This is a genomic window from Acetobacter pasteurianus (genome assembly GCF_009914215.2).
Lineage (GTDB): Bacteria > Pseudomonadota > Alphaproteobacteria > Acetobacterales > Acetobacteraceae > Acetobacter > Acetobacter pasteurianus.
This window is the reverse complement of record NZ_CP039846.2, coordinates 167,412-185,608: the sequence shown is the minus strand read 5'-3', so window position 1 is coordinate 185,608 and position 18,197 is coordinate 167,412. Positions and strand designations below refer to the sequence as shown.

20 protein-coding genes are annotated in these 18,197 nt (G+C 54.4%); 8 read left to right on the top strand and 12 right to left on the bottom strand.

The window, feature by feature from the left end; genetic code table 11:
• Positions 1-15: 15 nt before the first annotated feature.
• The 3 genes from FCN51_RS14095 to FCN51_RS14085 are packed head-to-tail and all read right to left on the bottom strand — an operon-like array spanning position 16 to position 1,981.
• Positions 16-1,185 (bottom strand): 5-(carboxyamino)imidazole ribonucleotide synthase, encoded by a 1,170-nt coding sequence (locus FCN51_RS14095; RefSeq protein WP_160256222.1) that lies wholly within the window; start codon positions 1,183-1,185, stop codon positions 16-18.
• Positions 1,182-1,730: a 5-(carboxyamino)imidazole ribonucleotide mutase gene (purE, locus tag FCN51_RS14090; RefSeq protein WP_003622939.1), complete on the bottom strand. Its 549-nt coding sequence runs from the start codon at positions 1,728-1,730 to the stop codon at positions 1,182-1,184. The genes FCN51_RS14095 and purE overlap by 4 nt, the downstream gene beginning before the upstream one ends.
• Positions 1,731-1,774: 44 nt before the next feature.
• Positions 1,775-1,981 carry a YdcH family protein gene (locus FCN51_RS14085; protein ID WP_003622940.1) on the bottom strand — a complete coding sequence of 69 codons (207 nt, stop codon included), beginning with the start codon at positions 1,979-1,981 and terminating at the stop codon, positions 1,775-1,777.
• A gap of 239 nt (positions 1,982-2,220) precedes the next feature.
• On the opposite strand from FCN51_RS14085, the gene FCN51_RS14080 reads away from it, so the two are divergent.
• Positions 2,221-2,385, top strand: a complete 165-nt coding sequence (locus FCN51_RS14080; protein ID WP_003622942.1) for a YdcH family protein — start codon at positions 2,221-2,223, stop codon at positions 2,383-2,385.
• 69 nt (positions 2,386-2,454) lie between these two features.
• Here the strand turns inward: FCN51_RS14080 and FCN51_RS14075 are convergent, their stop codons facing one another.
• The 3 genes from FCN51_RS14075 to rpmE form a co-directional block, all read right to left on the bottom strand.
• On the bottom strand, positions 2,455-3,045 hold the full coding sequence (locus FCN51_RS14075) for a DUF1013 domain-containing protein (protein WP_035362084.1): 591 nt from the start codon (positions 3,043-3,045) through the stop codon (positions 2,455-2,457).
• A gap of 243 nt (positions 3,046-3,288) precedes the next feature.
• Positions 3,289-3,795, bottom strand: a complete 507-nt coding sequence (locus FCN51_RS14070) for an Hsp20 family protein (RefSeq protein ID WP_012812820.1) — start codon at positions 3,793-3,795, stop codon at positions 3,289-3,291.
• Positions 3,796-3,977: 182 nt separating this feature from the next.
• Positions 3,978-4,208, bottom strand: a complete 231-nt coding sequence (rpmE, locus tag FCN51_RS14065) for a 50S ribosomal protein L31 (protein ID WP_003622947.1) — start codon at positions 4,206-4,208, stop codon at positions 3,978-3,980.
• 289 nt (positions 4,209-4,497) lie between these two features.
• On the opposite strand from rpmE, the gene mscL reads away from it, so the two are divergent.
• Complete coding sequence (gene mscL, locus FCN51_RS14060; RefSeq protein WP_012812821.1) at positions 4,498-4,977, top strand: large conductance mechanosensitive channel protein MscL; 480 nt, start codon at positions 4,498-4,500, stop codon at positions 4,975-4,977.
• A gap of 85 nt (positions 4,978-5,062) precedes the next feature.
• On the top strand, positions 5,063-5,467 hold the full coding sequence (locus FCN51_RS14055; protein WP_310257448.1) for a hypothetical protein: 405 nt from the start codon (positions 5,063-5,065) through the stop codon (positions 5,465-5,467).
• Positions 5,468-5,542: 75 nt separating this feature from the next.
• Here the strand turns inward: FCN51_RS14055 and secF are convergent, their stop codons facing one another.
• Positions 5,543-6,493 (bottom strand): protein translocase subunit SecF, encoded by a 951-nt coding sequence (gene secF / locus FCN51_RS14050; RefSeq protein WP_003628668.1) that lies wholly within the window; start codon positions 6,491-6,493, stop codon positions 5,543-5,545.
• A gap of 12 nt (positions 6,494-6,505) precedes the next feature.
• On the bottom strand, positions 6,506-8,071 hold the full coding sequence (gene secD / locus FCN51_RS14045; protein ID WP_012812823.1) for a protein translocase subunit SecD: 1,566 nt from the start codon (positions 8,069-8,071) through the stop codon (positions 6,506-6,508).
• Positions 8,072-8,306: 235 nt separating this feature from the next.
• On the opposite strand from secD, the gene FCN51_RS14040 reads away from it, so the two are divergent.
• From FCN51_RS14040 to FCN51_RS14030, 3 genes are all read left to right on the top strand, one after another.
• On the top strand, positions 8,307-9,287 hold the full coding sequence (locus tag FCN51_RS14040) for a Gfo/Idh/MocA family protein (RefSeq protein ID WP_050819642.1): 981 nt from the start codon (positions 8,307-8,309) through the stop codon (positions 9,285-9,287).
• 198 nt (positions 9,288-9,485) lie between these two features.
• Positions 9,486-11,417 (top strand): ribonucleoside-diphosphate reductase subunit alpha, encoded by a 1,932-nt coding sequence (locus FCN51_RS14035; protein ID WP_003622955.1) that lies wholly within the window; start codon positions 9,486-9,488, stop codon positions 11,415-11,417.
• Between the two features lie 73 nt (positions 11,418-11,490).
• Entirely contained in the window at positions 11,491-12,510 is a 1,020-nt protein-coding gene (locus FCN51_RS14030) for a ribonucleotide-diphosphate reductase subunit beta (protein WP_003622956.1), read from the top strand.
• A gap of 5 nt (positions 12,511-12,515) precedes the next feature.
• Here the strand turns inward: FCN51_RS14030 and FCN51_RS14025 are convergent, their stop codons facing one another.
• Positions 12,516-13,271: a tRNA1(Val) (adenine(37)-N6)-methyltransferase gene (locus FCN51_RS14025; protein ID WP_003622957.1), complete on the bottom strand. Its 756-nt coding sequence runs from the start codon at positions 13,269-13,271 to the stop codon at positions 12,516-12,518.
• Positions 13,272-13,388: 117 nt separating this feature from the next.
• Between FCN51_RS14025 and FCN51_RS14020 the strand changes: the two genes are divergently transcribed.
• Complete coding sequence (locus FCN51_RS14020) at positions 13,389-14,459, top strand: polyprenyl synthetase family protein (protein ID WP_160256220.1); 1,071 nt, start codon at positions 13,389-13,391, stop codon at positions 14,457-14,459.
• Between the two features lie 13 nt (positions 14,460-14,472).
• On the opposite strand, the gene FCN51_RS14015 is transcribed toward FCN51_RS14020, so the two are convergent.
• Together FCN51_RS14015 and FCN51_RS14010 are read right to left on the bottom strand one after the other, a co-directional pair.
• Positions 14,473-15,342: a glutamate racemase gene (locus tag FCN51_RS14015; protein ID WP_160256219.1), complete on the bottom strand. Its 870-nt coding sequence runs from the start codon at positions 15,340-15,342 to the stop codon at positions 14,473-14,475.
• A gap of 4 nt (positions 15,343-15,346) precedes the next feature.
• The gene (locus FCN51_RS14010; protein ID WP_012812827.1) at positions 15,347-16,102 is read right to left on the bottom strand and encodes an orotate phosphoribosyltransferase; all 756 of its coding nucleotides are present in this window, start codon (positions 16,100-16,102) and stop codon (positions 15,347-15,349) included.
• A gap of 246 nt (positions 16,103-16,348) precedes the next feature.
• Between FCN51_RS14010 and FCN51_RS14005 the strand changes: the two genes are divergently transcribed.
• A complete protein-coding gene (locus tag FCN51_RS14005) occupies positions 16,349-16,588 on the top strand; it encodes a hypothetical protein (protein ID WP_003622965.1) in 240 nt (79 codons plus the stop codon).
• A gap of 163 nt (positions 16,589-16,751) precedes the next feature.
• Here the strand turns inward: FCN51_RS14005 and gltA are convergent, their stop codons facing one another.
• Positions 16,752-18,062, bottom strand: coding sequence for a citrate synthase (gene gltA, locus FCN51_RS14000; RefSeq protein WP_160256218.1), 1,311 nt, complete (start codon positions 18,060-18,062; stop codon positions 16,752-16,754).
• Between the last annotated feature and the right edge of the window lie 135 nt (positions 18,063-18,197).

Genomic DNA, 18,197 nt, shown 5'->3' with positions numbered 1-18,197 from the left:
GCTTTAACTGGCGGCTTAGTCTTCTTCAGGTTCCGGGGCGGCTGTTTTGGTGGCCAGTGGCCCCAAGGCATCCTGAATACCCAGATTGCCGGGCAGTGCACCGTAGGGGAACAGAATGTTCACGTGCCCCATTTTGCGGCCAACGCGGGCTTCTGCCTTGCCATATAAATGCGGAATAAAGCCCTGAGAGGCCATAATCTGCGGTAACAGAGCTATATCTTCCGGCCCAACCAGATTTTTCATAATCGCATCAGAATGGCGCACTGCATGAGGCAGCGGCAGCCCTGCAACAGCACGAATGTGCATGTCAAACTGATCCTGCGGGCAGGCATTCATAGTCCAGTGGCCCGAATTATGGGGCCGGGGGGCCATTTCGTTCACCAGCAGGTTGCCGGTGCGATCAACAAACATCTCAACGCCCAGAATGCCCACCAATTCCAGTTTTTCTGCAATCGTAGTGGCCAGTTTTACAGCCTGCGCGGCAATGCTGGGATCAATAGGGGCTGGAGCCAGTGTAAGGTCCAGAATGCCGTTCCAGTGCCGGTTGAGGGCTGGATCAAAACACCGCACCGTACCATCTGCACTGCGCACCACCATAACGCTGATTTCGCAGGCAAAATCCACCATACCTTCTGCAACCAGAGGATGTGGTGCGAGGGCGTTAAAGGCCTCTTCCAGATCATGGATATGATGCACGCGGCGCTGGCCTTTGCCATCATATCCATTGCGGGTGGTTTTGAGAATCAGCGGTAAGCCAACTTTTTCTGCGGCTTCATGCAGTGTTTTTTCATCCGTAACGGCATGCCACGGCGCTAATGGAATACCTGCAGAAGCAAAAAAAGTTTTTTCAGCCAATCTATCCTGGCTGATGCGTAAAATATGGCCCGAAGGATGCACAGGGCAGTGTTTGGCCAAAAGGTCCAACGCATCTGCACTGATGTTTTCAAACTCAAAAGTGACAACATCAACAGCGCTGGCAAATGCATCCAGCGCTGCCGGGTCATCATACTTGCCGCATGTTACGGCGTGAGAAACCTGAGCCGCCGGGCCATTGGCCTCGGTTGTCAGAATATGTGTCCGAAAACCAAGGCGCGCAGCAGCAATGGCAGACATGCGGCCAAGCTGGCCACCACCCACAATGCCAATAACAGCATTGGGCTTAAGCGGAGAATGTGAGGAGGTCATTTATCTTCGGTAATGGGGGAGTTGGGAACAGAAGCTGTCTGCAATGCGCGCCATGTTTCAAGGCGTGCGGCAAGGGCCGGGTTATGTAGTGCCAGAATGGAGGCCGCCAGCAAGGCTGCGTTTTTAGCCCCGGAGGCACCAATAGCCAACGTGCCCACAGGCACACCGCCGGGCATCTGCACAATGGAAAGCAGGCTGTCCATGCCTTTAAGCGCGCGGGATTCTACCGGAACACCCAGAACGGGCAGGCGTGTCCATGCCGCGCACATACCCGGCAGGTGGGCGGCCCCGCCAGCCCCGGCAATAATAACGTTTAGCCCGCGTTCGGCTGCCGTGCGTGCGTAATCCGCCAGCCGATCTGGCGTACGATGTGCTGAAACAATCAGAGTTTCATGCGGGATTTCCAGCTCGGTCAGCAGTGCATCTGCATGGCGCATGGTTTCCCAGTCTGACTGGCTGCCCATGATAATCCCCACAACTGGGGCAGAGGCTGCTTTATCTTCTAAAGCATCGGAGGCAGAGGGCAGGGGGGCAGTTTCGCTCACGGTAGGTATCTATCCGGGTTTTCTAAAGTCTGAGACGGAATGGTTTAGGCGATATCATCAGGGATCAGAAGGCTTTCAACCTTGGTGATCTGATCTTTTAACAGGAGTTTACGCTTTTTAAGCCGCTGGAGATACAGTTGGTCAATAAAAGTGGTTTCATGCGCCATTCGGCTGATAACTGTATCCAGATCTCTGTGTTCACTACGCAGTTCATGCAGTTGGGCAAGCAGTAAATCGCGATCTCGCAGCATGATGTCCTGTCTCCTTCACCACTAATGCGGAATCGCGCGCCGGGTCTGGCGGCCCGCAGAGTGAATAGCATGCCCGAAGCAGTGTTTACCATGTAGGGGCCAGACACCAGCCAAGATTACAAAAAAACTTCCATGCTCAGGCTGCATGCCAGCTGGGCGCGATATATGAAATTAACATGAACTTTCTTATCCTCGGTACGCTAGCGTTTATGGGTCATCAATCGAGTGGAGGCACCCAAATGACACGCCTTTCAAGGATCGAGAGTCTTAAATCCCGCCATTTCCGTATTGATCAGAAAATTATGAGCGAAGGCGGACGCCCCAGACCGGACGAGCGCGTGCTGATGTGCCTGAAATTACAAAAGCTACGAATAAAGGAAGAAATAGAGCGCCTTTCGGACTGACGCCGTATTTGGCAGCCTGAATGCATCTGAGGCAGAAAGAATGATCTTCTGCCTCAGGGCATAACCCAATTAGTTTTCAGGAGAGCTAAAGCTTTCCATATCTGTCACAGGTGCAGGAATTTCCTGCCCTTCGCGTTCCAGACGCATATTGGCATCATGCACGGCAGCGTTCAGGTCTGTCTGGCTGCACAGCCCCACGGTTACCGGATCACGCGGTTTGATGTTGGGGGTGTTCCAGTGCTGCTTGTTGCGCACTTTGGCAATGGTATCTTTGGTGGTGCCAAGCAGCTTAACAACCTGCTGATCGCTCAGCTGTGGGTAGTTGCGCAGCAGGAATGCAATACCATCCGGACGATCATGACGTTTGGCAACAGGTGTGTAACGTGCCCCTTTGGAGCGACGGCGCACCGGGTTGTTGGAGGGCAGAATTTTCAGCCGCGCGTTGGGGTCTTTTTCACAACGCTGGATTTCTTCCTGCTTCAGCTGGTGATTGGCCACCGGGTCATAACCGACAATACCATGTGCCACTTCGCCATCAGCAATGGCCTGCACTTCCAGCGGGTGCATACCGCAAAAAGCGGCAATCTGTTCAAAACTGAGAGCAGTTTTTTCAATCAGCCACACAGCAGTTGCTTTGGGCATTAACGGTAGGGTCGTCATGTTTTTGTATTCCTGTCGTCGGGCGGCGCTTGCGCAGGCACCGGGAACTTGACGGCCCGGAACGTGTTCCGCAGGCCTGCGTGCCTGCCGGCGCGCATCTGTGCCACGATATGGGGGGAGTGGCTGCTTCAGGTCAAGCCGCAATACACATAACGGATCAATATTCTACACAATTAAATAAGGGGAAACCGCAGTTTCCCCTTTGCTAAGCCCATATGGAACGTATTGGTAAAACTTAAGCAATCAGGCTGCCGTGGCAATGGAATGCTGGGGCTGCTGCGGCGCCTGATTTTTCTGCTCGGTTGCTACCGCGCGTTCTGCCGGTGTGGTGCTTACCGTTTTAACAGGAATACGCCGTGGCTTGAGTGCCTCGGGAATAATCTGTTGCACTGTAATGCGTAGGAGCCCGTTGTTCATTTCCGCGCCGGTCACTTCAACGTGGTCAGCCAATGCAAAGCGGCGTTCAAACGCACGGCGCGCAATCCCACGATGCAGAATTTCCCCTTCATCTTGCGGGGCATTCACACGGCCAGAAACAACAAGCGTGTTATCCTGCACCACCAGTTCTATATCTTCCGGCCCAAACCCGGCCACAGCCATGGTGAGCGTGTAGCTATCATTTCCCGTTTTGGCGATATCGTAAGGCGGAAAGCTGGAATTGCCCGGTGAACGGGCCGCAGAATCCATCACCTGAGCAAGGCGATCAAAGCCAATTGCGGTGCGGAATAGCGGTGTAAAATCGTAACTCATGTAAGAACCTCCTCGTTCAGCAAGGTTCTGCCGGTTTTGCCAAGACCCCCGAAGGCAATCTGCCCGGCAGCGTTTTTTGGCGGAAACCCCATATGCGGGCATTTCCTTACCCCTAAACGTGGAAAGCCCCGCGCTCTTTTTCAAGAGGCGGGGCTTTTCTGCATACGCAAAGAACTGAAAAATCAGCCTTTTTTGCGGGTGCCAATACCAGCAAAACGCTTGTTGAACTTGGCAACCTGGCCCCCGGTATCCAGCATACGCTGCACGCCTGTCCAAGCTGGGTGAGACTTGGTGTCAACGTCCAGACGGAGCGTGTCACCAGGCTTGCCGTAGCAGGAGTTCGTCTTGAATTCCGTGCCGTCAGTCATGACAACAGTGATTTCGTGATAATCGGGGTGAATGCCGGGTTTCATGAAACTGGTTCTTTCGTTACAGCAGAAAGGGCCCGATACCGACCGGGCCAAGATTGCCGTGCATATAAACGAAATGCGTATGCTGGATCAACCGTTCATTTTGCCTTGGTGGGCTTGATGATGAAGTGAAGCATATAATAGGCGAATAACTGCGTTTGTGCAGCATTTGTGCTACAGAATACCTCAAATATTAAGAAAAATGTGTCAATTCTGATACAAGGGCTTGAGGAAAAAGTGGTAAAACGGCTACCTCTGGGCAGATTTCTCAGTATTTAACAGGAATTTTTGTATGGCTGACCTTAAATCTCACGTCCATGCCCCGGGTTGGGTGGGCGAGTTCCGGGCATTCATCATGCGCGGCAATGTTGTTGATCTGGCTGTTGGTGTTATTATTGGTGCTGCATTTACATCAATTGTAAACAGCCTGGTAAAAGATATCTTCAACCCATTGATTGGTCTGCTTATCGGCGGGATTGATTTCTCCAACCTGTTTATCACCCTTAAGGGCCCGCATCTGGCTACTCTGGAAGAAGCCCAGAAAGCAGGTGCTGTTACACTGAACGTCGGCCTGTTCCTGAACGCCGTTATCCAGTTCCTGATTGTGGCTATGGCCATTTTCTGGATGGTGAAGGCCCTGACACGCCTGCATGTGCGTGAAGATGAACAGCCCAAGGCACCGCCGCCGCCTTCCAAAACCGAAGTTCTGCTTGAGCAGATTCGTGATGAACTGGCAGCCAACAACAAAGATCAGGCACCGCATCAGGGCTAATACGCTTTGTACCTGCCGCCATTGGTCTAAAATGGCGGCTGTGTGATCTGTTTCCGGAAAGTGGGATATGGGATATGCTTCTTATATGAAGCGCTCCCGATCCGGCTTTCCGGTTTTTTTTCGTTCAGCAGTAGGTGTTCTGGCCATTGTAGGGCTGGCAGGGTGCCAAAGCTCACGCGGGCTGAAGGTGCAGGAAACACCACGCACACTGCTGTACAGTTACGTGATAGCCAATGGCATGGCGCGCGGGCGGATGATGACAGAAGATCTGCCACCAGCCCAAGTGTTCAATATTATTACAACAGACAGAAACGCGCTTCTGGCCATTCTGGCGTTTCGGGATAAACCAACCCGGCGCACGCTGCGGCAGGCAGGCCATAAGGTGGAAGATTTTATTGGCGCGGTGGAACAGCCCACGCAGCCTCTTTCTCCCGCTTTGTCTGGCTCCATTCTTTTGCCGCCACCCACAACTCCCGGCTTCATGCGCTAGGTATAAAAAAAACGGAGCAAGGTGTAAAACCCGCTCCGTTTTGTGTTGGCTTGATGCCGAAAAGAAAGGTGTTTTTCAGCTTTTCTGCTGTGCCGGAGCGGGGCCTGCCTTGGCACCACGTTTCAGCCTGCCTTCTCCCATAAACAGCAACAATGGTGCTGCAATAAAGATGGAGGAGGACGTACCCACTACAATGCCGAACAGCATGGTCCATGCAAAACCGGAAAGCGTAGCACCACCCCACAGTGCCAGCGGAAGAGCCGCCAAAAACACGGTGGAAGATGTGCCCAAAGTCCGGTTCAGCGTTTCGTTAATGGAAAGGTTGATCAGGTCTATCAGCGGCATGGTGCGATATTTGCGCAGGTTTTCACGCACGCGGTCATACACCACCACCTTATCATTGGTGGAATAGCCCAGAATGGTCAGAATGGCGGCCACCATAACAAGGTCAAACTCAAAACCGGTAATCACCAAAAAGCCCATGGTTTTGGTAAGGTCCAAAACCAGCGTAATCACGGCGCTAAGGGCAAATTCCCATTCAAAACGGAACCAGATGTAAACCAGAATCATCGCCAGGCTGAGCCCAAGGGCCAGCATGCCATTGCGGAACAGCTCGGCAGAAACAGAAGCGCCAACGGCATCGGCCCGCAGAATGGTGGTGCCCGGCTGTGCTTCCGTAACGGCGCGGCGCACCGTGTCCACCACGGCATCGGTATTCTGGTCATCACCGGCATCAAGGCGGATCAGCACATCATCGGGGGCCCCAAAAGCCTGAAGCGATGCGTGAGAGATATGCTGTGCCGCCAAGGCCGAACGTAGCTTGGCAAAATCTGCCGGGCCGCTGGTTTTGGCTTCCACCACAATGCCGCCCCTGAAATCCAGCCCCAGCGTGAGACCGGGGTGGAAGAACAGAATGATAGAGGCAATGGAAAGCACGGCCGAGACAATAAGCCCCATGTACCGGCCACGCATGAAGTTGATCTGCGTGTCTTTGCGCACAAAACGCAGAAGAGGACGTCCGAACATAATGGCCTCGCTTCAGACAGGCAGGCTGGCAGGGCGCGTACGCGCATACCAGCGAGCCATAAGCATGCGGGAAAGCAGCAGGGTGGTGAACAGCGTGGTGGCGATACCAATGGTAATGGTAAGCGCAAAGCCACGCACCGGCCCGGTGCCAAAGACAAACAGCATGACATGGGCCAAAAAGGCCGTGGCATTACTATCTACAATGGTGGAGGTGGCGCGTTCAAACCCGGTTTGCATGGCGGCCAGAGGTGTGCGCCCACGGGCCACTTCTTCGCGTATGCGTTCGTTAATCAGGATATTGGCATCCACTGCCATGCCCAAGGTCAGCAGCATACCCGCCATACCCGGCAGCGTAAGTGTGGCTTCAAACAGAGAGAGAATGGCCACCATCAATACAAGGTTGGCCAGTAGGGCGATATCTGCGTACCAGCCAAAGCGGCCATAAAACAGCACCATAAAGACCACAACCAGCAGGAAGCCAACGCCAAGGCTGAGAATACCGGCCCGAATGGAATCGGCCCCAAGGGATGGCCCAATGCTGCGCTGTTCTACCACACTTAAAGGTGCAGGCAGCGCGCCAGCACGTAGCATAAGCGCCAGATCCGTGGCTTTCTGGGCATCAAACCCGCCCGTAATCTGCCCGTTGCCGCCTGTAATGGGGGTGCGGATAACGGGGGCTTCAATCACCTTGTTATCCAGAACAATGGCAAAGCGTTTGCCAACATTGGTTTGCGTAACCGATGAGAACGCCCGCGTGCCCACTGAATCGAACGAGAAGCTAACCGCCCATTCGCCTGTTTGCTGGTCAATCACAGCGCCCGCGTTTGTCAGGTCTGTGCCGTCCACATCCACGTGGTCAAAAACGGGCAGGGGGCCGCCTTCTGCCGGGTTGGCCATGGGTACAAGGCTGACACCCGGCGGCGGATATGTAGCGTGCAGCGGGTTAGAATCTACCAGCCGGAAGGTCATTTTGGCTGTGGTGCCCAGCAGCGCCTTGATCCGCTCTGGATCACTGATGCCCGGCAGTTCCACCACAATCCGGTCATCACCCTGACGGGTAATTTCGGGGTCAACCGCACCCGTGCCATCAATACGCCGACGTACAATCTCAATAGACTGTGTCACCGCTTCCCGCGCGCGGGCCTTGATGGCATCAGCAGAAAGCACGAGGGCGATTGTGCCATCATCCTGCTTTTTTACGCTGAATTCATTGGGCACAACGCGGGGCAGCTTGTCCAGCGTAGCAACATCCGTATCAGCCTCGGCCGCATCGCGCGGTTGGAAGGAGACGGTGTTTTTGTCGGCATCCACGTTGATGTTCTGATAGCCGAGCTGAGATTTCAGCAGGGTATCACGCGTGTTTTCCGCCAGTGTCTGGAGCCTGTCGTGCGTAAGGCTTTTAAGGTCAACCTGCATCAGCAGGTAAGACCCGCCCCGCAAATCCAACCCCAGATGGATCTGACGCCATGGTATGGAAGGGAAAGGCTTGCGCATACCGTTGGGTAGGCACAGCAGCAGGCCCAACAGGCACACGCCCAGCACCGAGGCCAGTTTGAGGCGGCTGTAATACATTCTCACCTGATCGCTTGCAGTTTTCTTGCCGGGAACATGCCGCCCCGGCAGGCGGGATGCAACCGTTGTGCTGCATTATTCGCGTTTCATACCTGTTGTATGGTCGCCACACCAAGATGTACGTGGCCAAACTGCATCAGTTTGCGGCAAGGCTGCCTGTTGTTGGGGGCGGCTTGCATTCGGCTGCGGGGGTGCTACGCCTGCATGCAGTCTTGTAGGGTACAAAAAGAAGGCGGATTTCATGGCTGAAACACTTAAGGTTGGCGTAATTGGAGCCGGACATTTCGGACGTTTTCATGCCTTGAAAGTGCGCCACGTTGCGCGGGAAACGCTGGTGGGGCTGTTTGACCCCGACAGCAAGCGTGCCGCCTTGGTGGCGAAGGAAGCCGGATGCCCCGTTATGCAGGATGTGGATACGCTGCTGGCTGCGTGCGATGCCGTAGTGGTGGCTGCGCCTGCGGAATTTCATTTTGAACTGGCGGTGCAAGCCCTGCGGGCTGGCAAGCATGTGCTGGTGGAAAAACCGATAGCTGCCACGCTGGAACAGGCCGATTTTTTGGTGACGCTGGCGCAGGAAAGCGGGCTGGTATGTCAGGTAGGGCATTTGCTGCGCTATTCTGCCGAGCACGACGCCATTACCCAGCGCATCACCCGGCCACTTTATATAGAGGCCACACGCATTGCCCCCTATAAGCCGCGCGGCACGGATGTATCTGTTATTCTGGACCTGATGATCCATGATCTGGATCTGGTTCTGGCTATTGTAGATAGCCCCATTGCGCAGGTGGATGCCTTGGGTGCGGCTGTAAGTTCGGCGCATGAAGATATTGCCAATGCGCGCGTGCGGTTTGAAAACGGTTGTGTGGCCACCATTACCGCCAGCCGCATTTCATTAAAAACAGAACGACGCATGCGTCTGTTTTCTGAGGAAGGTTACCTGTCCGCCGATTTCGTAAAGCGGGAGCTCACGATGATTGGCCGTGATCGCGGCTTGCCGTTGCCGGGAACGGGTGGATTCCGGCGCGAGCACATTACATGGAAAGAGCATGATTCGCTGTTGGCTGAGCACGAAGCTTTTGTTGCTGCGTGCCTGGATGGTGCCCCTGTGGTGGTGGACGCAAATGCTGGTCGGCGTGCTCTGGCGGCGGCTCTGGCCGTGGCAGATGGTATTGCCGAATCTCGCCGCCGGATGGAACTTTCCGGACTGATTCGGGCCGAATAAAACCGAACAGGAAACCGCGCCACAGAAGCGGGAGAAAACCGCCAGTTTCAAAATTTCAAGCCCCTTTTTCTGGCTTTGTGTGTAAAATTTCACTAGATATAGGGGGCGAGATAGAGCACAAGCACGAGATATGGTGCGGAGGCATAGCCCCCCATCTGACCCCAAAATTGACGCAGAAAATAGCGGAGTAACCCAGCCATGACCCTGATTGACGTACAGGAAAATGACATTCGTCGTTCCTCGTCCGGGGGCGCAGAAGCTGGGGAGCCCGATCTGTTCAACGCTGGTAAGATGGAAGATATGGTGCAGCTGCCCGGTCACCATCAGGTGCGGGTGGATCGCTCTCGTGATGCGCTGCTGACACCTTTTGGCAAGGCCACGCTGGATAACCGTTACCTGCTGCCGGATGAAGGGTATCAGGATCTGTTCGGTCGTGTGGCCTCGTACTATGGGGCAGATGCAGCCCATGCCCAGCGTATTTATGATTACATCAGCAAGCACTGGTTCATGCCGGCAACGCCTGTTCTGTCTAACGGCGGAACATCACGCGGCCTGCCTATTTCGTGCTTCCTGAACGAGGCCAGCGATAGCCTGAAAGGCATTGTTGACCTGTGGAATGAGAACGTCTGGCTTGCCAGTAAGGGCGGCGGCATTGGCTCCTATTGGGGCAACCTGCGCTCCATTGGTGAAAATGTTGGCCGTAATGGCAAAACATCGGGCGTTATTCCGTTCATCCGCGTGATGGATAGCCTCACGCTGGCTATTTCTCAGGGCTCTTTGCGCCGAGGGTCTGCTGCGGTGTATCTGCCGGTTTGGCACCCGGAAATTGAAGAATTTATCGAACTGCGTCGTCCCACAGGGGGAGATCCCAACCGTAAGGCGCTGAACCTGCATCATGGCGTGCTGGTGTCAGATGCCTTCATGCGGGCGGTGGAAAGCGATGATGAATGGGCGCTGATTTCCCCCAAGGATGGCAGCGTTATCCGCAAGATTTCTGCCCGTGGGCTGTGGATCCGTATTCTTACGGCCCGCATGGAGCAGGGCGAGCCCTACATTGTGTATTCTGACCACGTGAACAACGCGCGGCCGGAACATCACAAGTTGGCCGGGTTGGAAGTGAAAACCTCCAATCTGTGTTCCGAAATTACGCTGCCAACCGGGATCGATCATCACGGCAAGGCGCGTACGGCTGTGTGCTGCCTTTCCTCCCTCAATCTGGAAACGTGGGACCAGTGGAAAGATAATCCTCAGTTTATTGAGGACGTGATGCTGTTCCTCGATAACGTGTTGCAGGATTTTATTGATCGCGCACCAGAAGACATGCACCGCGCCAAATATGCGGCCATGCGTGAACGTTCTGTTGGGCTGGGTGTTATGGGGTTCCATAGCTTCCTGCAAAGCCGCAACGTACCGTTTGAAAGCGTGGTAGCAAAAGTCTGGAACCGTAAGATTTTCAAGCATATTCGTGAGCAGGCGGATGCTGCATCCCGCAAGTTGGCGGAACTGCGCGGCCCATGCCCGGATGCTGAAGAATACGGTATTATGGAACGCTTTTCTAACAAGATGGCAATTGCGCCCACGGCGTCCATTTCCATTATTGCTGGCAATGCCAGCCCCGGAATTGAACCGATCGCGGCCAATGTGTTCTTGCAGAAAACGCTTTCCGGCTCCTTCACGGTGCGTAACCGGCATTTGCAGAAGCTGCTGGAAGAAAAAGGGCAGGATACGCCGGAGGTGTGGTCTTCCATAACCACCAGCAAGGGCAGTGTGCAGCATCTGGATTTCCTGACCCAGCAGGAAAAAGACGTCTTTAAAACCGCGTTTGAGCTGGATCAGCGTTGGGTGGTGGAACATGCAGCAGACCGCCAGCCGTTTATCTGCCAGGCGCAGTCCGTCAACCTGTTCCTGCCTGCTGATGTGCATAAGCGGGATCTGCACCAGATCCACTACATGGCTTGGAAAAAGGGCCTGAAATCTCTGTATTACTGCCGCAGCCTGTCTATCCAGCGTGCAGATACAGTCAGCAATGTTCTGGCCAAGAATGACGTGATGAATGTGGATTCATCTCAGGCATCTTCAGGTTCCGCATCAAGCGGGAATGATTACGAAGAATGCTTGGCCTGCCAGTAAGCATTGACTACTAACAAACTGTTTATAAAAGAAAAATGACGGCCTCACGCGTGTTGCCGTCAAGGGAGGCAGCATGAGCGAGCATATGTCTGGTCAGGAGCCGCAGCAGGAACAGAAGTTTGACCTGCTGACAGCCAACCCGGTTTACAAGCCGTTCCGCTATCCGTGGGCGTATGATGCGTGGCTGACGCAGCAGCGCCTGCATTGGCTGCCGGAAGAAGTGCCTCTGGCTGATGACGTGAAAGACTGGCACCGCGTTTTAAACGAAGGTGAACAGCATCTGGTCACGCAGATTTTCCGCTTCTTCACCCAGTCCGATGTGGAAGTGAACAACTGCTACATGAAGCACTACAGCCGTGTGTTTAAACCCACGGAAGTGCTGATGATGCTTTCAGCGTTCTCTAACATCGAAACTATCCATATTGCAGCGTACAGCTACCTTCTGGATACGCTCGGCATGCCCGAAACCGAGTATTCCGCTTTCCTTAAATATAAGGAAATGAAGGATAAATACGATTACATGCAGACGTTCACTGTGGACAGCAAGCATGAAATCGCCAAAACGCTGGCAGCCTTTGGGGCCTTTACGGAAGGGCTTCAGCTTTTTGCATCCTTCGCCATTCTGCTGAACTTCCCGCGCTTCAACAAGCTCAAGGGTATGGGGCAGATTGTGTCATGGTCTGTGCGTGATGAAACACTGCACTGCCTCTCCATTATCCGCCTGTTCCGCGTGTTCATTCAGGAAAATCCTGAACTGTGGACAGAGCAGCTGCGCACGGAACTGACAGATATCTGCCGTACCATTGTAGAGCATGAAGAGGCCTTTATTGATCTGGCCTTTGAAATGGGTGCTGTAGAAGGGCTGAATGCGGATCAGGTGAAAACCTACATCCACTTTATTGCAGACCGTCGTCTGACCCAGCTTGGGCTGGAGCCGATTTACAACACCACAACCAACCCGCTGCCGTGGTTGGATGATATGTTGAATGCGGTGGAACACACCAACTTCTTCGAAAACCGCGCTACGGAATACAGCCGTGCCTCCACATCCGGCACGTGGGAAGAAGCTTTCGAAAACTCAGTTTTCGAATAAGCAGGTTACAGCCCCGGCAACGGGGCGCCTTCTTCCAGCACTGTGCGGGCAGTAGGGGTAAAAGCCCCATCTGCTTCGTGCAGCACCAGCCCTGCCAGAACACGGGCAGGGCTTTTTACGCCCTTACGGGCCTGCACCAAGACAATGCGCGATTCCCGCCCTGCCTTTGGCCAGAAGGGATACAGCGTAACGCCGCCAAATCCAGCTTTGCTTAGGCAGAAAATGGCTTGGTCAGCCAAAGCTGCGGGCAGGGCAAGTGTAAGGCTGCCTTTATGGCGCAGGATTCGGGCCGCCCCCTCAATCCATGTAGGTAAAGTATCTGCTCCCATACGCCGGGCCAGATCACGCCGCGGATGTGCCGAAGCCGTGCCTAAAGGCGCATGCCACGGCGGATTCGCCATGCAGTGGTCAAAATATTGTTCGGGCTGTGGCGTATCTGCCAGAAAAACATCGGGAAATGTGGCGTTCAGAATCCTGATATTCTGCTGCTGGTTGGCGGCCATGTTTTGCTGGGCCAAGGCTGCCGTATCGCTTTCTTTTTCCACGCCCGTGCCATGAATGGTGGAAATGCGGTGGAGCAGGCAAAGGAGCCCCGCCCCAGCGCCACAGCCAATTTCCAGCACATGCTGGCCTGTGCGGGCCGGTACGGCGGCGGCCATAAGCACGGGTTCCAGCCCTGTGCGGTAGCCTTGCAGAAACTGGCTATAGGAGATACGGCCACGCAAAAGCGTTCCGGGAGTAATGGCAAAACGAGCTGGCATGGTTTCCGATGGGAGCTATGTGTCTGGCTGGCTTGAATTCGTAGGCGCTTGACCGTTTTTCAGGTGCCTCGCATATAGAAGAACGTCAACTCATCCCATGGCTGGGGGATAAAACGTTTGGGTGTTGCAATCAGTCTGTCAGAAACAGGCAGAACCACAAGCCAGGATGGATCTGGAGTTTCAGTGAGTAAACCAGGAGAAGCAGGCCTGAAAGCGCTGGCCGATTATCTTGCGTCGGACATGCTTGCCTGCAATCAGGTCATTGTAGACCGTATGCAAAGCCCCGTGGCACTTATACCGCAGCTTGCGGCCCATTTGGTGGCGGCTGGCGGTAAGCGGCTGCGGCCGTTGCTCACTCTGGCTGCGGCCAGAATGTGCGGCTACAACAATCAGGACGGGCGTATGCGGCATGTAGAAATTGCCGCGTGTGTGGAATTTATTCACACAGCTACGCTGCTGCATGATGATGTAGTGGATGACAGCCAGCTCCGGCGTGGGCAGGCCAGTGCCAATGCCATTTTTGGCAACAAGGCTTCCGTGCTGGTGGGGGACTTCCTGTTTGCGCGGTCTTTCCAGATTCTGACGGCCGATGCCTCGCTGGGTGTGATGGCGATTCTGTCTGCGGCTTCTGCCACGCTGGCGGAAGGTGAGGTCATGCAGATGACCACGCAGAACGATCTCTCCACATCGGTGGAACAGTATCTGCAGGTCATCTACGGCAAAACCGCTGCGCTTTTTGCGGCTGCGTGCGAATCTGGCGCTGTGATTGGTGAAGCCACACCAGAACAGCGTGAGGCATTGCGCATGTATGGCGCCAATTTGGGCATGGCTTTCCAGCTTGTGGATGATGCGCTGGACTATGCGGCAGATCAGGCCACGCTGGGCAAGGAAGTAGGGGACGATTTCCGTGAAGGAAAAGTCACCCTGCCTGTTCTGGCGGCTTATGATGCAGGAGATGAGGAAGACCGCATTTTCTGGCGCCGGGTGATTGAGGAATGCGATCAGCACCCCGGAGATCTGGAAGCAGCGTTGGACCGTATTGCAAAAACAAATGCAATTGGGATTACCCTGAAATGTGCGGAAGATTACGCAGCCAAGGCGCGTGAAAATCTTTCCATGTTCCCAGATGACACATTGAAAAACTTGCTGCTGGAAACTGCCAGCTATTCTGCCAGCCGCGAACGTTAAGAGCGGCTGTGTATCAGGGGCTGGCTATTACGGGTGCGTAATAGCTGGCTTCTACCTCATTCACATCTTCCCATAATGCGGCAGCACTGAACCTGTAAGGTTTTAAGTGCGTGAACAGGGCTTGGTCATCCGGCAAAGCCGTAAACCATGCGCAGGGATGTGCGTGGGCTTTCTGTGGCAAATGCGCCAGAAGGTTACAGGTATGCCGTGCCACGGCGGGGGCAGGGTCTAGCCATGTTAAACCGGGCGGGGAGAGCGCACGCAGGCGGTCCAGCACAAAGGTATAATGCGTGCAGCCAAGGCCTACGGCATCGAGCCGGTTAGAATCCGGGTGAACAAACAGCCCTTCAATTTCTTGCAAAATCGTAGAATCAGGCACGTCCTGCCCACGGAAGGCCAATTCCGCACAACCGGCCAGACCGGGGGCCGCGTGGGCAATAAGTGTACATTCCGGCGCGTAAAGCGCATGAAGCCGAGAAAGGTAAGGCCGCCGCACAGTTGCACGCGTAGCCAGCAGCCCAATCACCTTTGTTTGGGTTATACGCGCTGCCCAACGTATGGGCGGAACACACCCTACAAAAGGCATATCAGGCCACGCAGCGCGTAAGGCTTCCAGCGCCAATGTGCTGGCAGTGTTGCATGCCACCACCACAGCTTGCGGCTGGAGCCGCCGAATAGCCTGAGAAAGCAGGGAGACGATTCGCTCAATCAGAAAATCGTCGTTCTGTTCGCCATATGGAAAAATGGCGGTGTCGGCCAGATAATCTATGCAGATATCTGGCGCCAGCGCTTGAATGGCCCTGACAATACCCAAGCCCCCAATTCCGGAATCAAATGCCAGAATATGCCGGGGGCCGGAAAGGGCAGGGCCATCTATCTGCACCGTTTTATTTATCCTTGTTGGCTTTAAATGCAGCCGCTTCTTCCAAGGTGCCAACGCCACCGTGGCGGGCAGACCACGCACAAGGATCTTCCAGAAAGCGCCGCACTTCAGATGCAGCTTCTTCAGAGAAGTATGGCCGTGTGGAGCATGCTTCCAGCACATCCCACCATGTGCACAGGGCGTGCAGGGAGACGTTCATTTCTGCCAGCGTGTTCTGCGCTCCGGGGAACACGCCGTAATAGAACACAACAAATGCGTGGTTGATAATGGCGCCAGCATTGCGCAGTGCGTTGGCAAACTGCACTTTGGAGCCACCATCGGTGGTCAGATCTTCCACCAGCAGGGTGCGCATGTTTTCGGGCACATCGCCTTCAATCTGGGCGTTGCGGCCAAAACCTTTTGGCTTTTTGCGCACGTAAGCCATTGGCAGCATCATGCGGTCTGCCATCCATGCGGCAAACGGAATACCTGCGGTTTCACCACCCACAACGGCGTCCAGGCTTTCATACCCAACGTGGCGGCCGATTTTTTCCACCCCAAGTTCCATAATTTTGGCACGGGCGCGGGGGAAGAAGATAATGCGGCGGCAATCAATATAGACGGGAGATTTCCAGCCAGAAGTCAGGGTATACGGGTCTTCCGGGCGGAAATTTACGGCTTTGATTTCCAGCAGCAGGCGTGCGGTGGTCAGGGCCGCGTCGCGGTCCCAGTCGCTGGTCTCAGCGGGGTGGGCAGAGGCCACGCCTGAGGGTGATGTCATGTGCGCATGTCCTTGAATTTGGCGGTTGTCTATATATGTTTGGAATAACGCCGCGGGCGTGGAAAATCCATGCCTGATATGGCAGTTTTCCTGCATATGCATGCCAGATAAAGATGTGCGCGGCATATGAGTGAAAAACTTGTGATGTTCAAAAGCCCCGGAATTGATTTTTGCACCTTGCTTATATGGCGGATGTAGCGTTTAATCATTCCCAGTTAAGATTGATTATCAGTTAAGGAATATGCCGTGGCCGCCGAAGCTAATCGTATCGCGCGCAAGTGTGAGCGGGCCGTTATAACGGCTTACAAGGAACTGCGCGAAGTTGGGACAGCGGATGTTACGGCATTTAATGCCTGCACCACTTTGTACCGCATTCATCATCCTGAAGCATCAGTGAATGAGGCGCGCCGTCTTGTGTCCGAATGGATTGATCATCACGTTGTCCGCATGGATTCCGGGCCAACCAAAGGGTGTGATTGCAACTAACACACCAAGGGCATAGCCCAATGTCATCAGGCGCATGTTCCGCAAGGGCATGCGTTTTTTTTATGCCCAAATGTTTGAGTGTATTTTGCGCTGGCTGAAAAGCAGGGCAAACAAAAAGCCGGTCTCCCTTAGGGAAAACCGGCTTTTTGAGGTTTAGACGTTTTTACCGTTTGGCAAGCGGCACATAGTCACGCTCCGGTGCGCCAATATAAAGCTGGCGAGGGCGGCTGATACGCTGGCCCGGTTCTTCAATCATTTCCTTCCACTGGCTTACCCAGCCTGTGGTACGGGCGACGGCAAACAGCACGGTGAACATGCTGGTGGGGATGCCCATAGCCTTGAGAATGATGCCGGAATAGAAATCCACATTCGGGTAGAGCTTGCGCTGCACGAAGTAATCATCGCTCAGGGCAATTCTTTCCAGCTCAACAGCAAGATCCAGCAGCGGATCATCCTTGATGCCAAGTTCTGTCAGCACTTCGTGGCAGGTCTGCTGCATGATCTTCGCACGCGGGTCGAAGTTCTTGTAAACACGGTGGCCAAAGCCCATCAGCTTCACGCCGCTGTTCTTGTCCTTCACCTGCGCAATAAAGGCGGGAATGTTTTCCTTTTTGCCAATATGCGCCAGCATTTTCAGCACGGCTTCATTGGCGCCACCGTGTGCGGGTCCCCACAGGGCGGCAATGCCCGCAGCAATACATGCAAACGGATTGGCACCCGTAGAACCGGCAAGACGCACGGTGGAGGTGGAGGCATTCTGTTCATGATCGGCATGCAGGATCAGAATCCGGTTCATGGCGCGGGCCAGAACAGGGTTGACCTTGTAAGGCTCGGACATGCGCGCGAACATCATGGACAGGAAGTTTTCTGCGTAATTCAGATCATTCCGCGGATAGATAAAGGCTTCGCCCTGCGTGTATTTGTAAGCCCATGCCGCAATAGTTGGGATTTTGGCAATCAGCCGCATGGCTGCCAGATCCCGGTTGGCGGGAATGGCGATATCGTTGGCATCTGGGTAGAAGGCAGACAAAGCCCCAACCGTGCCGCACAGAATGGCCATTGGGTGGGCATCACGCCGGAAGCCGTTAAAGAAGTTACGGATCTGCTCGTGCAGCAGCGTATGGTTTGTAAGGGTGTTGGTGAAGGTGTCGTACTGTGCCTTGTTGGGCAGTTCACCATTCAGAAGCAGGTAAATAACTTCCTCATAGGAAGCATTTTCCGCCAGCTGGGCAATGGGGTAACCACGGTGCAGCAGAACGCCCTTGTCACCATCAATAAAGGTGATTTTGCTGTTGCAGGCGGCTGTTTCCCCGTAACCTGGGTCAAACGTGAAAACGCCTAGTTGCGCAGGAAGTTTGCGGATGTCGACAACATCCGGTCCCAGAGTGCCTGAAAGCACAGGCATTTCGGCGGATTTCCCACCAACCGAAATGGTAGCGGTAGATAGCTTACCTTCTTTCTGCGACGCGCTCATTAGTGTTTCCTTTTGCATGTTTGGGCCACGGTCGCTGCTGCGGCCTGCTCGTTCCACTTTGTCACCTATTCAAAAGGAAACCGGAAGATTGCCGGCGATAAACGAAGCGTTATCGGAACGGAGTATGCTTGGAAA

What these genes read in the sequence shown, in the direction of transcription:
- FCN51_RS14095 (WP_160256222.1), bottom strand. Translation starts at nt 1,185, where the DNA reads ATGACCTCCTCACATTCTCCGCTTAAGCCCAATGCTGTTATTGGCATT.
- FCN51_RS14085 (WP_003622940.1), bottom strand. Translation starts at nt 1,981, where the DNA reads ATGCTGCGAGATCGCGATTTACTGCTTGCCCAACTGCATGAACTGCGT.
- FCN51_RS14080 (WP_003622942.1), top strand. Translation starts at nt 2,221, where the DNA reads ATGACACGCCTTTCAAGGATCGAGAGTCTTAAATCCCGCCATTTCCGT.
- FCN51_RS14075 (WP_035362084.1), bottom strand. Translation starts at nt 3,045, where the DNA reads ATGACGACCCTACCGTTAATGCCCAAAGCAACTGCTGTGTGGCTGATT.
- FCN51_RS14070 (WP_012812820.1), bottom strand. Translation starts at nt 3,795, where the DNA reads ATGAGTTACGATTTTACACCGCTATTCCGCACCGCAATTGGCTTTGAT.
- rpmE (WP_003622947.1), bottom strand. Translation starts at nt 4,208, where the DNA reads ATGAAACCCGGCATTCACCCCGATTATCACGAAATCACTGTTGTCATG.
- mscL (WP_012812821.1), top strand. Translation starts at nt 4,498, where the DNA reads ATGGCTGACCTTAAATCTCACGTCCATGCCCCGGGTTGGGTGGGCGAG.
- FCN51_RS14055 (WP_310257448.1), top strand. Translation starts at nt 5,063, where the DNA reads ATGAAGCGCTCCCGATCCGGCTTTCCGGTTTTTTTTCGTTCAGCAGTA.
- secF (WP_003628668.1), bottom strand. Translation starts at nt 6,493, where the DNA reads ATGTTCGGACGTCCTCTTCTGCGTTTTGTGCGCAAAGACACGCAGATC.
- FCN51_RS14040 (WP_050819642.1), top strand. Translation starts at nt 8,307, where the DNA reads ATGGCTGAAACACTTAAGGTTGGCGTAATTGGAGCCGGACATTTCGGA.
- FCN51_RS14035 (WP_003622955.1), top strand. Translation starts at nt 9,486, where the DNA reads ATGACCCTGATTGACGTACAGGAAAATGACATTCGTCGTTCCTCGTCC.
- FCN51_RS14030 (WP_003622956.1), top strand. Translation starts at nt 11,491, where the DNA reads ATGAGCGAGCATATGTCTGGTCAGGAGCCGCAGCAGGAACAGAAGTTT.
- FCN51_RS14025 (WP_003622957.1), bottom strand. Translation starts at nt 13,271, where the DNA reads ATGCCAGCTCGTTTTGCCATTACTCCCGGAACGCTTTTGCGTGGCCGT.
- FCN51_RS14010 (WP_012812827.1), bottom strand. Translation starts at nt 16,102, where the DNA reads ATGACATCACCCTCAGGCGTGGCCTCTGCCCACCCCGCTGAGACCAGC.
- gltA (WP_160256218.1), bottom strand. Translation starts at nt 18,062, where the DNA reads ATGAGCGCGTCGCAGAAAGAAGGTAAGCTATCTACCGCTACCATTTCG.